Source organism: Pseudomonas sp. OTU5201 (assembly GCF_038440135.1).
Taxonomy (GTDB): domain Bacteria; phylum Pseudomonadota; class Gammaproteobacteria; order Pseudomonadales; family Pseudomonadaceae; genus Metapseudomonas; species Metapseudomonas resinovorans.
Window position 1 is genome coordinate 34,459 of the sequence record NZ_JASATC010000042.1, and the last position, 14,997, is coordinate 49,455.

A 14,997-nucleotide genomic window follows, 5' to 3' on the forward strand; every position below is an offset into this window, starting at 1 on the left:
TTCCGGGAACAGCCGGGGCCAGTCTTGCTACGAGAAGAGGCGTTGAATGAAGTTTGTACCTGTCATCCGGCTGATGTGCTGGACCGCCTGTTCGGTCCTCGTCGTCCTGTCCTTCTGGGTCATGCGCAGTTCCGTCATTGGTGGGCTATTGATGCTCTGCGGTGCGGTCTGGCTGTGCCCCGCATCCTGGAGAGCGATCGAGAGCCTTTCCGGGCGAAAGGGCAGCGGCGTCGCCGTGGCCATCCTGGCCGTGCCGCTGTTTCTGCTTGGCGTGCATATCGCCACCACCGCGCGGGATCTGTCCCGCCAGGATGCCGCCAGCCGTCCGGACATCGACCCGGGTGCGCTGAACTTCTTCCGTCACATCATGGAGCAGGACTACCTGGTGGCCCTGGCTGGCGGGAAGTCGGCACTGAACAAGCTGTCGATGGTCAATCCGGTGGAGCGCATGCCCAGTTCGAAACTGGCGCGTTTCTATGAAGGGGACGAGGCGGCCGCCGACCCATTCTTCAAGGGCCGCAAACTCATCGTTACGGGCGAGATCCTGGCGGTGCGGGTCGACTATGCCGACGACGTGATCCTGGAGCTTCCGGGCGCCAGCGACATGTTCAACGTGCAGGCTGAGCTCCACAGCGACCCGAGCAAGTACGCCAAGCCGGTTGTCGAGGGGAGCTACGCGGAACTGTACTGCACTGTGTACGGCAAGGGCACTGAGGACAGTGCCAGCAACCTCTATCTGGAAGATTGCACCGAAGTCGACTTCACCCTCGACGCCGAGGCCTATGCCGACAACCTGACCGAAGCGCTGAGCGGCTGGCTGAACAGCGGCGGCAGGCATATTTTCCCCAATGACAATGCGGCCACCTACTTCCTGGTTTCCTATCTGGCGGGCACTCAGTTGCCGTCAGACAATCCCTGCCTGCGCAAAGCGGCTCCGCTGGAGGATTGCGTGAGCTCGCTGGATAAGCTGCAAGCCGGCGCGCTGTTCGAGAAGGCGCGTGGCGACCTGCGCCGCTGGCAGGAGTGGCTCGGGCTGCCAATGCCGGAAGGCAATGGCCAGTTGAGCAGCCGCTGATGAAAACTTCCTTCCAGGGCCTGGCGCTCTGTTGCCTGCTCGGGCTGGCTGCAGCCGGGCCGGTGCAGGCCGCGGATGTGCATCTGCGCAGCCATTGGCTGCAACCGATCGACGACGAAGACAGCCTGGTCGGTGTGCTGAGCCGCGACGAGGCGGGGGACGCAGTGGCTGCCGAACTTTACCTTGAGGCCTATAGCGACGGGATACCCGTCGGTGAGGAGGTGCATCGCTTCGCACTACCTGAAACGGTGCGTCTGTTCGCCATCCCACTGGAAGAGGACGTCGACTGTTATCGGGTGGTGGGCATCGTTGGCCTGGACGCCGAGGGTGAACCCCTCAGCGCCGACGATGATTCACCGCCTGCCGGGGGGGAATGCCACGCCCCCGGCCTCTTACCCGTCGAATCCTTGCGGCCGAGTTGAACCCACAGGCCGGCCATTGCGATCTGTCCAGTTGCGGGCGCCGCGTGTTGGGGCAGGGGCTATGCTTTGAGGCTTGGCGGTCAGGCGGGCGCTCCCGCAGCCGGAAGACCGCGTTCGGCTGCTTTGAGCAAGGTGGGGTGCCGTTCGCCGGGGGAAATGACCTGGAGCAAGAGCGGCACCAACCGCCAACGATACGATTTCAGCGCAGTAGCGACGTCAGGGAGAGCGTGTTGTGTTGCTGAAGCAAAGGGTTTGTTGCCTGGCTGTTGCCGCTGCAGCAGTTGGGGTAGATCGGGGAGGCCCAGTGCCATGAGCGGGGCGCCTTCCGTTGACGTTCACTCATCGGGCCTGAGCATCGCCGGGGACTGGACCTTGGCCCACTTTGGCGAATTGCGCGGCCGGGTAGCCGTCCTGCGCGACACGCTGCTACCCGGACAGTCGGTGGACCTCGACGGACTCGGCAGCCTGGACACCGCCGGTGCTGCCCTGCTGGTGGAGTTGCTCGGCAGCGCGCGCATGGCGGACCTGGATCGCCTGGCGCCGCACCTGCCCACCGAGCGTCGAGCCTTGTTGCAGGCCGTGGCTGCGGCCATGGCCGGGGACGGTGAGGTGTCTCCGCCCCCGAGACAGTCGGCCCTGATGGAGTTGCTCGGACGCATCGGTGCTGCGATGCAGGGACTCTGGGAGCAGACCCTGGCGTTGCTCGGCTTCATCGGCCTGACGCTCGCCGCCATGTTTGCCATCCTTCTGAGGCCGCGCCGCTGGCGGGTTACCTCGCTGGTGGCACATCTGGAGCAGAGCGGCCTGGATGCGGTGCCCATCGTTGCGCTGCTGACCTTCCTGGTCGGCGCGGTTGTCGCCTTCCTCGGTGCCACGATCCTTTCGGACTTTGGTGCCACCATCTACACGGTCAACCTGGTGGCTTTTTCCTTCCTGCGTGAGTTCGGCGTGTTGCTCACCGCCATTCTCATGGCTGGCCGCACGGCCAGCGCCTTCACCGCGCAGATCGGTTCGATGAAGGCCAACGAGGAGATCGATGCCATCCGCACCCTGGGCCTGAGCCCGGTGGAACTGCTGGTTCTGCCACGGGTGTTCGCCCTGTTGATCGCGCTGCCACTGCTGACGTTCATTGCCATGCTCAGCGGCATGGTCGGCGGTGCGGTGGTCTGCGCCCTGGCTCTGGAAATCTCGCCTTCGATGTACCTGTCACTGCTGCAGGAGAACATCGAATTGCGGCATTTCCTGGTGGGCATGGGCAAGGCGCCCTTGTTCGCGTTCCTGATTGCGGTGATCGGCTGCCTGGAGGGCTTCAAGGTCACGGGCAGCGCCCAGTCGGTGGGTGAGCGCACCACGTCCAGCGTGGTGCAGTCGATTTTCGTGGTCATCCTGCTGGATGCGGTGGCTGCCTTGTTCCTGATGGAGGTGGGCTGGTGACGAGAGAATCCATCATCGAGGTGCGCGGCCTGCGTAACCAGTTCGGCGCCCAGGTGGTGCATGAGGACCTCAATCTGGACCTGCTGCGCGGCGAGATACTTGGCGTCGTTGGCGGTTCGGGCACGGGCAAGTCGGTGTTGTTGCGCTGCATCCTCGGCTTGCGTCGGGCCAACGTCGGCACGGTGCGGGTGTTCGGCGAAGAGTTGCTGGCGTTGCCGGCTGAGCGCCGCTCGCAGCTGGAGCGCCGCTTCGGGGTGCTCTACCAGCGCGGGGCGCTGTTTTCGTCGCTGACGGTGGTCGAGAACATCGCCCTGCCGCTGATCGAACACGCCCGTCTCGACAGGGCGGACGCCGAGGCCCTGGCCAGGGTCAAACTGGCACTGGTGGGGCTGCCGGCCGATGCCGGTGGCAAATATCCCACCGAGCTGTCTGGTGGCATGGTCAAGCGCGCCGCCTTGGGGCGCGCCCTGGCGCTGGACCCGGACATCCTGTTTCTCGACGAACCCACGGCGGGGCTCGATCCGATCGGCGCAGCGGCTTTCGACCAACTGATCCGAACCCTTCGCGATGCATTGGGGCTCAGTGTGTTCCTGGTCACCCATGACCTGGACAGCCTCTACACCCTGTGCGACCGAGTCGCGGTGCTGGCGCAGAAACATGTGCTGGTGGCCGACCGCCTGGAAGTGGTCGCCGCCAATGAGGACCCCTGGGTCCGCGAATATTTCCACGGACCGCGCGGGCGTGCGGCCGAGCAGGCGGCGATGCGCGCGCCGGGGAGTCCATGAATGGAAACACGAGCCCATCATGTTCTGATCGGTCTGTTCACCGTGCTGGTCGTCGGCGCGGCAATGCTCTTCGCCCTCTGGCTGAACAGAGCCGGCTCCGAAAGCCAGTTGCAGGAGTATGAGGTGATCTTCACCGAAGCGGTCAGCGGCCTGTCCCAGGGCAGTGCGGTGCAGTACAGCGGCATCAAGGTCGGTGACGTGGCGCAGTTGCGCCTGGATCCGAAGGACCCGCGCAAGGTGATGGCGCGCATCCGTATCGTTGGCGCCACGCCGATCAAGGAAAATACGCGGGCGCGGCTGTCCATCACCGGCGTCACCGGCACCGCAGTGATCCAGCTGCACGGCGGTACGCCGTCCAGTCCGCTGCTCAAGGGCAAGGGTGGCAAGTTGCCGGTGATAATCGCCGATCCATCGCCCATCGCCCGGTTGATGGCAGGCGGGGAAGACGTGATGGTCAGCGTCACCCTATTGCTGGAGCAGGCCAATAAGCTGTTCTCCAGCAAGAACGTCGAGCACGTGTCCCAGACACTGGCCCATCTCGAACAGACCACTGCCAGCATCGCTGACCAGCGGGATGAGCTGCGCCGGACCCTGGAGCAGGTGAATACCGCTACGAGCGAAGCCAGTGCGCTGTTGCGTACCGCCAATAACCTGCTGGATGGCGATGGTCGGCAGGCGTTCGCCAGCGCAGAGCGGCTGCTGGCCTCCCTGGAACGCAGCAGCCGCAGTATCGAGCAACTGCTGGATGGCAACCGCCAATCCCTCGATGGCGGCATGAAGAGCATTGGCGAACTGGGCCCGGCCATCGGCCAGTTGCGCGACACCCTGGAATCGCTGCGCAACTTCTCCCGACGCCTCGAAGAAGACCCGGGCGGCTATCTGCTGCGCAGCGAAAGCATCAAGGAGTTCCGACCATGAAGCCTCTGTTTCCCCTGGCGTTCCTGTTGCTGCTGAGTGCGTGCTCCATCCTGCCCAAGGGTGAGGAACTGGTGGTCTACCAGCTGCCTGCCAGCAGCGCCGCGCCCATGAACGGGCGGACGGTGGATTGGGCCTTGCAGGTCAACAAACCCCTGGCCAGCCCGCTGCTGGACAGCACGCGCATCGCTGTATTGCCAGAAGGCGACCGCATCAGTGCCTATCAGGGCGTGCGCTGGGAGGACCGTGGCACGCTGTTGCTGCGTGATCGCCTGATCGATGCCTTTCGCAGTGATGGTCGCATCGGTGCAGTGAGCAGCGACGATAGCCGGTTGGACACGGATCTGGTGCTGGCGGGCGATCTGCGTGCCTTCCAGGGGGAGTACCGGGCGGGGAGGGTAGAGGTGCATATCCTGCTGGAAGCGCGCCTGGTGCAAAGCAGCAACCGGCGCATGCTCGCCAGCCAACGCTTCGAAGTGCGTGAGGCGGCCAGCGACAAGGCACCGGCGCAGGTGGTCGCGGCCTTCGGCCACGCCGCCGACCGGCTTGCGGCCCAGGTTCTGGACTGGACGCTGGCCCAAGGCGCGCGAAGCCCCGCGCTCAGCGCTCGATACTGAGGTCGATCAGCGGGTCGCTACGCCATGTGGCCGACGGCACATCGTTGGCGAACTTCATCTGGTCGACCTGGGTACGGCAGCCGTGCGCCAGCGACAACCTCTGACCCATTCCCAATGGGCAATCAGGCAAGAACGCGGTTTCTTGGCTCATGAAATCGCTGAATTTGCAAGATTGCGCCGGTGTCCTCCGGGCGGTGGCAAACACCGGATTAACGGATGATGTCTCCCTTGAAGGCTCTAGAACGGACTTTCTGCCGTTGCGTGCGTGTCCTCTATGTGGGCAAGTAGGCCCCCTAAGTGCCACGCATTCTCTTCTTTGTAAGAAGTTATTTCAAATGAAATTTCTTATAAAACAATCATTTAGCATGATTATTTGCTGAAAAGTGGCCGGATCGACGGTTGCTTGACAGTATTTTTGGCCGAATCTTTAGTCAGGTATGTAAGAAATTGTTTCGCATTGCGGGTGGCTGCATCGTGAGGGCGCTGCAGCCTTAGCCGGGAAACAATAAAAGCTAGGGAGAACGTCATGAGCCTTGCATCGCGCGTCCTGTTCCAGTGGGCGATCTCGCCCATCTCATTGCACCTTTCCGAATACCACGGTCCGCCGGGTCGATGACCCCGGCGCTGGCGCCTGATTGCCGGCACCGTCAGGGATAGAACCTCCTGCTGAAAAGCATGATTCGCGCTGCCACCAGCGTCGCTTCCAGTTAGGCGTCATCTAATCCCCCAAATCCCGAATCAAGTCGAAAGCGTGGAGCCCTGTCCTTGCTGCCATGGCGCACGCCCCTACGCAGTCGGAATTGAGGAATCAGCAAATGGCCAATTTCAACCTCGCAGACCTGGATTTCATCCTTCAGCAGATTCTCATCGCCGAAGCCCACGCTTCCGGCCAGGAGCTTCGGGACTTGCTGCCTAACGTGCAGGTGCCTTTCGGCTTGCGCACCATCGATGGTTCGTTCAACAACCTGTTCGCCGGCCAAACCGAATTCGGTGCTGCGGACAACACCTTCCCGCGTTTGCTGGACCCGGTGTTCCGGCCTGCAGAGTTGGGAACCTCCTACGCGCAGACAACCGGGACCGTGATCGACTCCCAGCCGCGCACCATAAGCAACCTGATCGTCGACCAGACCGCCAACAATCCGGCGGCGGTTGCCGCTGCTGCGCAGACTCCCGGTTCGGCCACTGTGGCCAGCCCCGGTCTGGATGGCCTGTTCGGTACCGCCGATGACGTCCAGACGCAGTTCATCCCGAATATCTCCCCGGATGCGGGGCTGTCCGCGCCGTTCAATGCCTGGATGACCTTCTTCGGGCAGTTCTTCGACCACGGCCTGGACCTGGTCACCAAGGGCGGCAATGACATCGTTTTCATTCCGCTGCAGCCGGACGACCCGCTCTTCGTACCGGGCAGCCCGACCAATTTCATGGTCATGACCCGCGCCACCATGCTGCCGGGTGCAGACGGGATCCTGGGTACTGCCGACGATATCCATGAGCAGCAGAACACCACGTCGCCCTTCGTCGACCAGAACCAGACCTACAGCTCGCATCCGTCGCACCAGGTGTTCCTGCGTGCCTACGAGATCGGTGCCGATGGGCAGCCGCATGCCACCGGCAAGCTGATCACAAACCGCGCCCTTGGGGCGGACGGCGAGTTCGGCACCGCCGACGACGTGGAAATCGGCGGCATGGCGACCTGGGCGGTGGTCAAGGCGCAGGCCCGTGACATCCTCGGCATCGACCTTACCGACGCGAACGTGTTCGATGTGCCGCTGCTGGCCACCGATGCCTACGGCAATTTCATCAAGGGGCCGAACGGGTTCCCGCAGGTGGTGATGAAAGGCGCGGATGGGTTGGCTGGCACCGCTGACGATGTCTTGGTGGAAGGCAATCCGCTGACCCCCATCAGCCTGGCCAACGCGGTCGGCACCGGTCACCAGTTCCTCATCGACATTGCCCACAGCGCCGATCCCAGCGGCGGCCTGACGGCGGACGCCGACGGCATCGTCAACATCGGTACCACGCCCGCAGCCGGGAGCTACGACAACGAGCTGCTGGACGCCCACTACATCGCCGGTGATGGCCGGGTCAACGAGAACATCGGCCTGACTACCGTGCACCACGTGTTCCACTCCGAGCACAACCGGCTCGTGGAGCAGACCAAAGACACCCTGCTGGCCTCTGGCAACCTGGCCGAACTGACTCCCTGGCTGATGCCGGGTACGGCTCCGGTCGCGTTCCCAACCACACAGGCACAGATCGATGCCTTGCAATGGAACGGCGAGCGGTTGTTCCAGGCCGCCAAGTTCGGCACCGAGATGCAATACCAACACCTGGTGTTCGAAGAGTTCGCTCGCACCATCCAGCCCCAGGTGGACGGGTTCCTTGCGCCGAGTGGCTATGACACCACCATTGATCCGTCGATCGTCGCCGAATTCGCCCATACGGTTTACCGCTTCGGCCACTCGATGCTGACCGAAACCATCGACCGCCTGGACCCGAGCTTCAACCCGGTCACCGCCGACCCATTGCATCCCACTGCCAACCAGCAGATCGGCCTGATCGCGGCCTTCCTCAACCCCCTGGCCTTCGCCGCCAGTGGGCCGAGTGCCGAAGAAGCCGCAGGGGCCATCGTGCGTGGCGTGACCCGCACCGTGGGCAACGAGATCGACGAGTTCGTCACCGAGGCCCTGCGTAATAACCTGGTGGGCCTGCCGCTGGACCTGGCGGCGCTGAACATCGCCCGTGGCCGCGACACCGGCATTCCCTCGCTGAATGCCGCGCGTCGCGAGTTCTATCGCATGACTGGCGACGAGCAACTGAACCCCTATTCCAGCTGGGTGGACTTCCTCGACCATCTCAAGCACCCGGAATCGCTGATCAACTTCATCGCCGCCTACGGCACCCACTCCAGCATCACCGGTGCCAGCACCCTGGCGGCCAAGCGTACCGCTGCAACTCTGCTGGTGCTGGGCGGCGCTGGTGAGCCGGCTGACCGCCTGGACTTCCTGCACAGCACCGGGACCTGGGCGAGCGGACCGGATGGTGTCACCACGACCGGCCTGGACCTGGTGGACTTCTGGATCGGCGGCCTGGCCGAAGAGAAGATGCCGTTTGGCGGCATGCTCGGCTCGACCTTCAACTTTGTCTTCGAGACGCAGCTGGAGGCCCTGCAGGACGGTGACCGCTTCTACTACCTGTCGCGTACCGCGGGGATGCACTTTGGTACCGAGCTGGAGAACAACTCCTTTGCCAAGCTGGTGATGCTCAACACCGATGTCACTCACCTGCCCAATGCGATCTTCTCCACCCCGACCTGGACCCTGGAAGTCAACCAGGCTATCCAACACACGGGGTTGGGAGTTGGTGGCCGTGATGACCCCACCGGCGGCATCCTCATCAACGGCGTCGAGATCACCCCCCTGGTAATCCGGGACGATCCCAATACCGCCGCTGTGGAAACCAACTACTTGCGCTACACCGGTCCGGACCACGTGGTGCTCGGCGGCACGGCTGGCGATGACATCATCATTTCCAGCGAGGGCGATGACACCCTCTACGGCGATGGCGGCAATGACGTGCTCGAAGGCGGCTATGGCAACGACACCGTGATGGGCGGGGCCGGCGACGACATCATCACTGACGCCGGCGGCGACAACCGCATGGAGGGGGGTGATGGCAATGACGTGATCCATGTTGGCAGCATGATGGCCGGAGGCGTTGGCAATCTGATCCTCGGCGGCAGCGGCAAGGACTTCATCGTTACCAGCGAAGATATGTCCACCACCTTCGGTGGTCAGGGCGACGACTTTATCTACAGCGCCAAGACCAGCCTGCCACCCACCGGCAACGAGGGCGACGACTGGATCGAGTGGGGCACACAGGACGGTGCGCCCGGAGACAATTTCGCCCCCTTGCTGGCTGACAACGTGATTGGCCACGACATCTTCATCGGTGGTGGCGGCTTCGACGAGATGATCGGGGAGGGCGGCGACGACATCTTCGTGGGCAGCGATGCCCAGGACAAGATGGACGGCATGTCCGGCTATGACTGGGTCACCTACAAGAACGACAACATCGGCGTAACCGTTGACCTGGCCCTGGCGGCCTTCCTCGGCATCGGTGAGGTGGGCGACCACATTGCCTTCCCCGTGGCGCAGTCGCCGGCTTCCATCTTCGACCGTTTCGCCGAAGTGGAAGGCCTGTCCGGTTCTGACTTCGCCGATATCCTGCGCGGCGACGACGTGGACCCGACCACTATCATCAACCATGGTGGCGCCACCGGTGGCGCGCTGACCAATCTGGACCTGATCACTGGCCTGCGGGCCTTCCTCGGCGATCAGGCCTCGGTAGGCGCGGATGCCATCCTAGGTACCGCGGACGATCTGGTGGACACCTTCGTCGGTGGCAATATCATCCTCGGCGGCGGTGGCAGCGACATCATCGAGGGCCGCGGCGGCAACGACCTGATCGATGGCGACCTGTGGCTGAACGTGCGCATCAGCGTGCGCCAGAACCTCGACGGCACGGGTCCCGAGATCGCCACGTTCGACAGCATGGTGGACCTGATTCCGCTGATGCTGAACCGCACCTACAACCCCGGCCAGTTGGTGGCGGTGCGTGAACTGCTCAATGGCGGTGCGGACTTCGATACCGCCAACTACCAAGGCCTGGCAAGTGACTATTCGGTGGTGGCCAACGCCGACGGCTCCTTCACCGTGACCGATTCGGTGGCCGGGCGTGATGGCATCGACCGCCTGACCAACATCGAGCGCATCCGGTTCTCCGATGACACCCAGGTGCTGGTGCCGGGACTTAATGCTGAGCCGACGGGCTCCCTGACCATCACCGATACCAATGGCGGATCGCTGCAGGTCGGTGACTTCCTCAGCGTGTCCGCGGCCGGCGTCAACGACGCTGACAACCCCGGCGGTGGCATCACTGATGTCACCTACGTCTGGCAGGTGGAACGCAATCCCGGCACTGGTGTGTTCGAGGACATCATCGCCGCTCCTGCGGGCGACCTGGCCTTCCAGAGTGCAAACGGCATCCGCTTCCGCATCACTCCGGACCTGGCCGGTCTGGTAATCCGGGTGAAAGGCGTCTACGCCGATGCTAATGGGGTGACTGAGCAGGTGTTTTCCGCGCCCACCGTTGCGGTCGATCCCTTCACTCCACCACCGCCCACCACAGCTGTCGATCCGGGGCCGGCGATCACCGCCAGCGGGGCCGGTGTGCAACTGGTGCGTTCGGACCTGGACTTCATCCTCAACCAGATCCGCATTGCCGAAGCTCACGCCAATGGTGCCGACCTGCTGTCCCTGGTGCCCAACGTGCGCGCGTCGGCCGGTCTGCGTACCGTAACCGGTGAGTTCAACAACCTGCTGAACTTCTCCGGCATCGACCAGAGCCAGTTCGGCGCCGCTGACAATGCGTTCCCGCGCCTGCTGCCGGCAGAGTTCACTGATGAGCAGGACGAGGCTGCCTTCAACGGCATCACCAACACCAACTACAACTCTTCCACCAACGTGGTGGACAGCGACCCGCGCACCATCAGCAACCTGATCGTCGACCAGACCAACAACAACCCGGCGGCGGTAGCCGCTGCGGCAGGTACCGATGGCTCCACACTGGTGACCAGCCCCGGCCTGGATGGCTTGTTCGGTACCGCTGATGACCAGCAAGTGAACTTCGTTCCCAACGTCAGCCCGGATGCCGGCCTGACCGCGCCGTTCAATGCCTGGATGACCTTCTTCGGTCAGTTCTTCGACCATGGCCTGGACCTGGTAACCAAAGGCGGTAGCGGGGCCGTGTTCATCCCGCTGCAGCCGGACGACCCGCGCTTCGTCCCCGGCAGCCCGACCAACTTCATGGTCCTGACGCGCGCTACCCAGGTGGGCGGTGTACCCGGGCAGAACGAGAACACCACCTCGCCCTTCGTCGACCAGAACCAGACTTACAGCTCGCACCCGTCGCACCAGGTGTTCCTGCGCGAGTACGTTTCCACGCCTGACGGACCCCGCGCCACGGGTGAACTGATCACCAACCGCAACCTGGGCGCCGATGGCGAGTTCGGCACCGCCGACGATGTGGAGATTGGCGGCATGGCCACCTGGGCGGTGGTCAAGGCGCAGGCTCGCGACGTCCTCGGGATCAACCTGACCGACGCCAATGTGTTCGATGTGCCGCTGCTGGCCACCGATGACTACGGCAACTTCATCAAGGGGCCGAACGGCTTCCCGATGGTGGTGTTCCCTGGCCCGGACGGGCTGCCGGGAACACCTGATGACGTGCTGTTGGAAGGCAATCCGGCCGCCAACGGAGGCCTCGGGATCAGCCTGGCCGGCGCTATCGGCACCGGGCACCAGTTCCTCATCGACATCGCTCACGCCGCCGACCCGTCAGCAGCACCGGGGCTGGTGCGCGACAACGACGGTGTGATCAACAGCCAGGCCGGCGTTCCCCAGCCGGCTGGCACCTACGACGGTGACCTGCTGGATGCGCATTACATGGCCGGTGACGGCCGGGTCAACGAGAACATCGGCCTGACCGCCGTGCACGCGATCTTCCACTCCGAGCACAACCGCCTGGTGGAACAGACCAAGAGCACGGTGCTGGCCAGCAACGACGTGGCCTTCATCAACGAGTGGCTGCTGACCCCGGTCACTACCTTCCCAACCACCCCGGCCGAGATAGCCGGACTGCAGTGGAACGGCGAGCGCCTGTTCCAGACCGCCAAGTTCGGCACCGAGATGCAGTATCAGCACCTGGTGTTCGAAGAGTTCGCGCGGACCATCCAGCCCAACGTCGACCCGTTCTTCGCGCCGACGCAGGTCTATGACGTCAACCTCGATCCCTCGATCGTTGCCGAGTTCGCCCACACGGTTTACCGCTTCGGCCACTCGATGCTGACCGAGACGGTTGACCGCTTCGATGCCAACTTCAACCCGGTCACCGTCGATCCGCTGCACCCGACCAACGACCAGCAACTGGGCCTGATCGCCGCCTTCCTCAACCCCCTGGCCTATGCCGCCAGCGGGCTGACGCCGGAAGACGCCACCAGCGCCATCGTCCGTGGCGTGACCCGCACCGTGGGTAACGAGATCGACGAGTTCGTCACCGAGGCCTTGCGTAACAACCTGGTGGGGCTGCCGCTCGACCTCGCCGCACTGAACATCGCCCGGGGCCGGGATACGGGTGTGGCAACGCTCAACCATGCCCGTGCGCAGTTCTATGAAGCCACCGGCGACGCCAACCTGAAGCCCTACGTCAGTTGGGCCGACATGGTGATGCACCTGAAGCATCCGGAGTCGCTGATCAACTTCATCGCGGCTTACGGCACCCACCTGGATATCACCGGGGCTACCACCCTGGCCGACAAGCGTGCCGCCGCGACCGCGATTGTCCTGGGTGGCGCTACCGCCCCGGCCGACCGACTGGACTTCCTCAATGGCACGGGGGCCTGGACCGGCGTGGAAACCGGCCTCAACCTGGTGGACTTTTGGATAGGTGGCCTGGCCGAGAAGATCATGCCGTTCGGCGGCATGTTGGGCTCGACCTTCAACTTCGTGTTCGAGAACCAGCTGGAGAAACTCCAGGACGGTGACCGCTTCTACTATCTGGAGCGCACCGCCGGCCTGAACTTCAACGCCGAGCTGGAGGGCAACTCGTTCGCCAAGCTGATCATGGCCAACACCCATGCGACCCACCTGCCGGCCATCGTCTTCCTCACTCCGGGCTTCACCCTGGAGGTCAACCCGCTGCTGCAGCACACCGGCCTCAACGATGCAGGGCTCGATGGCATCCAGGGCACGCTGGACGATGTGGTGGGGGCCGACGGCATCGCCGGCAGCTCCGACCCGCTGGGTGACAACCCACTGCTGCCGCTGGTGGTTCGCGACAACCCGGCAACGCCGGGTGCCGATACCAACTACCTGCTGTACCGCGGACCCGACCATGTAGTGCTGGGCGGCAGCGCTGGCAACGACATCCTGCGCTCCAGCGAAGGTGACGACACCCTTTACGGCGACGGTGGCAACGACCGCCTGGATGGCGGCTACGGCAATGACTTCATCAATGGTGGCGACGGCGACGACATCATCACGGACGTGGGTGGCGACGACAACATCAAGGGTGACAACGGCAACGACGTGATCCAGGGCGGCAATGGCGTCAACCTGATCCTCGGTGGCTTCGGCAGTGATTTCATCATCACCGGTGAAGACGCTAGTGAGGCCTTCGGTGGACAGGGCAACGACTTCATCCTGGGCTCCAAGGCCAACGAGCAGGACATGGGTAATGAAGGGGACGACTGGCTGGAAGCCGGCACCTCTGACGGCGCCCCTGGCGACAACTTCGATCCGGCTGGCAACGACCCCATCGCGGGCAACGACGTCTACGTCGGCAGCGGCGAGAACGACAAGTTCAACGCCGAGGGCGGTGACGACATCATGGTTGGCAGCGCCGGCCTGGGCGATCGCTACATCGGTGCTTCCGGCTACGACTGGGCGACGTTCAAGAACGACTCGCGCGGCGTCACGATCGACATCAGCGACCGCTTCTTCGATCAGCCGCAACAACCGGGATCGGGCGCTTCCGTGCTGGCTCGCTTCGACTTCGTCGAAGGCCTGTCCGGCTCCGCCTTCGGAGATGTAATCAGCGGCGACGACTCCGATGCCACTACGCTGCCGACAGCTGGCGCCAAGGGCAGCGTGCTGACCAACATCGCGCTGATCTCGGGCCTGCAGGAATTCCTCGGCACCGGGGTTACCTTCTTCGACGGCGGCAACATCATCCTCGGCGGCAGCGGCAGCGACATCCTCATGGGGCGCGGTGGCGATGACCTGATCGATGGCGACAAGTGGCTGAACGTGCGCATCAGCGTACGTCAAAACCTCGACGGCTCAGGACCGGAAATCGCCAGCTTCAACAACATGGCCGAGATGGTGCCGCTGATGGTCAACGGCACTTACAACCCGGGGCAACTGGTGATCGTGCGGGAGATCCTGCAGGGCGATGCGGCACTGGATACCGCGGCTTATCGTGGGCTTTCGTCCGAGTACGACTTCGTCACCAACCTGGATGGCTCTGTGACGGTGACCGACCTGGTGGCTGGTCGTGATGGCGTTGACCGCCTCACCAGCATCGAGCGGCTGCAGTTCACCGACGGAATCATCGATCTATCGGGCACCGATGCCCGTCCGGTGGGCGCCGTGAGCATCAGCGACGGTACGCCTGAGGTTGGCTCGCTGCTCACTGCGTCTCTGGATGGCGTGACTGATGCGGACAATGCCGGTGGTTCCATTACCGGCCCGGTGTCCTACTACTGGCAGGTGGAAACCGTCGCGGGCTCGGGAATCTTCGAAGACATCGTCTTCATTGCCGCCGGTGAGGCATCCCGCGCCACCGGCCGGACGTTCCGCGTCACCGAGGATCTCGCTGGCCTGGCCCTGCGGGTGATGGCCATCTACAAGGACGCCAACGGCGTGCTGGAGACAGTCCTGTCGAATGTGACGGATACGGTAGCCGCCACCCAGGTCAACGATGTCCCGACCGGTGCACCGGCGATCAGCGACACCACGCCGGCCCAAGGCCAACTGCTGACGGCCACGCGCGGCACCATTGCCGATCCGGATGGCACTACCACCTCGGTGTTCAGCTTCCAGTGGCAGTCCTCTGCCAACGGAACGACCTGGGCCAACATCGGCGGTGCGACCACGGCGAACTTCACCCCCGGCGCAGGGCAGGTTGGT

9 protein-coding genes are annotated in these 14,997 nt (G+C 63.7%); 7 read left to right on the top strand and 2 right to left on the bottom strand.

The window, feature by feature from the left end; translation table 11 throughout:
- Positions 1-46 precede the first annotated feature (46 nt).
- The 6 genes from AAHM40_RS22125 (at position 47) to AAHM40_RS22150 (ending at position 5,248) form a co-directional block, all read left to right on the top strand.
- Complete coding sequence (locus tag AAHM40_RS22125) at positions 47-1,075, top strand: hypothetical protein (RefSeq protein ID WP_342246578.1); 1,029 nt, start codon at positions 47-49, stop codon at positions 1,073-1,075.
- Positions 1,075-1,497, top strand: a complete 423-nt coding sequence (locus AAHM40_RS22130; RefSeq protein WP_342246579.1) for a hypothetical protein — start codon at positions 1,075-1,077, stop codon at positions 1,495-1,497. Before AAHM40_RS22125 ends, AAHM40_RS22130 begins: the two co-directional genes overlap by 1 nt.
- A 309-nt stretch (positions 1,498-1,806) precedes the next feature.
- Complete coding sequence (locus AAHM40_RS22135) at positions 1,807-2,931, top strand: MlaE family ABC transporter permease (RefSeq protein WP_342246580.1); 1,125 nt, start codon at positions 1,807-1,809, stop codon at positions 2,929-2,931.
- On the top strand, positions 2,928-3,716 hold the full coding sequence (locus AAHM40_RS22140; RefSeq protein WP_342246581.1) for an ABC transporter ATP-binding protein: 789 nt from the start codon (positions 2,928-2,930) through the stop codon (positions 3,714-3,716). The genes AAHM40_RS22135 and AAHM40_RS22140 overlap by 4 nt, the downstream gene beginning before the upstream one ends.
- Positions 3,717-4,634, top strand: a complete 918-nt coding sequence (locus AAHM40_RS22145) for an MlaD family protein (protein ID WP_342246582.1) — start codon at positions 3,717-3,719, stop codon at positions 4,632-4,634. It abuts the gene before it with no gap.
- Positions 4,631-5,248 carry an ABC-type transport auxiliary lipoprotein family protein gene (locus AAHM40_RS22150; protein ID WP_342246583.1) on the top strand — a complete coding sequence of 206 codons (618 nt, stop codon included), beginning with the start codon at positions 4,631-4,633 and terminating at the stop codon, positions 5,246-5,248. The genes AAHM40_RS22145 and AAHM40_RS22150 overlap by 4 nt, the downstream gene beginning before the upstream one ends.
- Here AAHM40_RS22150 and AAHM40_RS22155 read toward each other — a convergent pair.
- The gene (locus AAHM40_RS22155) at positions 5,232-5,399 is read right to left on the bottom strand and encodes a hypothetical protein (protein ID WP_342246584.1); all 168 of its coding nucleotides are present in this window, start codon (positions 5,397-5,399) and stop codon (positions 5,232-5,234) included. The two genes, AAHM40_RS22150 and AAHM40_RS22155, sit on opposite strands and share 17 nt — an antisense overlap.
- Positions 5,400-5,617: 218 nt before the next feature.
- Entirely contained in the window at positions 5,618-5,821 is a 204-nt protein-coding gene (locus AAHM40_RS22160) for a hypothetical protein (protein ID WP_342246585.1), read from the bottom strand.
- A gap of 242 nt (positions 5,822-6,063) precedes the next feature.
- On the opposite strand from AAHM40_RS22160, the gene AAHM40_RS22165 reads away from it, so the two are divergent.
- Positions 6,064-14,997 (top strand): peroxidase family protein (locus tag AAHM40_RS22165; protein ID WP_342246586.1); only part of this gene is annotated, 8,934 nt, incomplete at its 3' end.

Coding starts and splice junctions, on each gene's coding strand:
- AAHM40_RS22145 (WP_342246582.1), top strand. CDS start 3,717: ATGGAAACACGAGCCCATCATGTTCTGATCGGTCTGTTCACCGTGCTG.
- AAHM40_RS22150 (WP_342246583.1), top strand. CDS start 4,631: ATGAAGCCTCTGTTTCCCCTGGCGTTCCTGTTGCTGCTGAGTGCGTGC.
- AAHM40_RS22125 (WP_342246578.1), top strand. CDS start 47: ATGAAGTTTGTACCTGTCATCCGGCTGATGTGCTGGACCGCCTGTTCG.
- AAHM40_RS22135 (WP_342246580.1), top strand. CDS start 1,807: ATGAGCGGGGCGCCTTCCGTTGACGTTCACTCATCGGGCCTGAGCATC.
- AAHM40_RS22130 (WP_342246579.1), top strand. CDS start 1,075: ATGAAAACTTCCTTCCAGGGCCTGGCGCTCTGTTGCCTGCTCGGGCTG.
- AAHM40_RS22155 (WP_342246584.1), bottom strand. CDS start 5,399: ATGAGCCAAGAAACCGCGTTCTTGCCTGATTGCCCATTGGGAATGGGT.
- AAHM40_RS22160 (WP_342246585.1), bottom strand. CDS start 5,821: ATGGGCGAGATCGCCCACTGGAACAGGACGCGCGATGCAAGGCTCATG.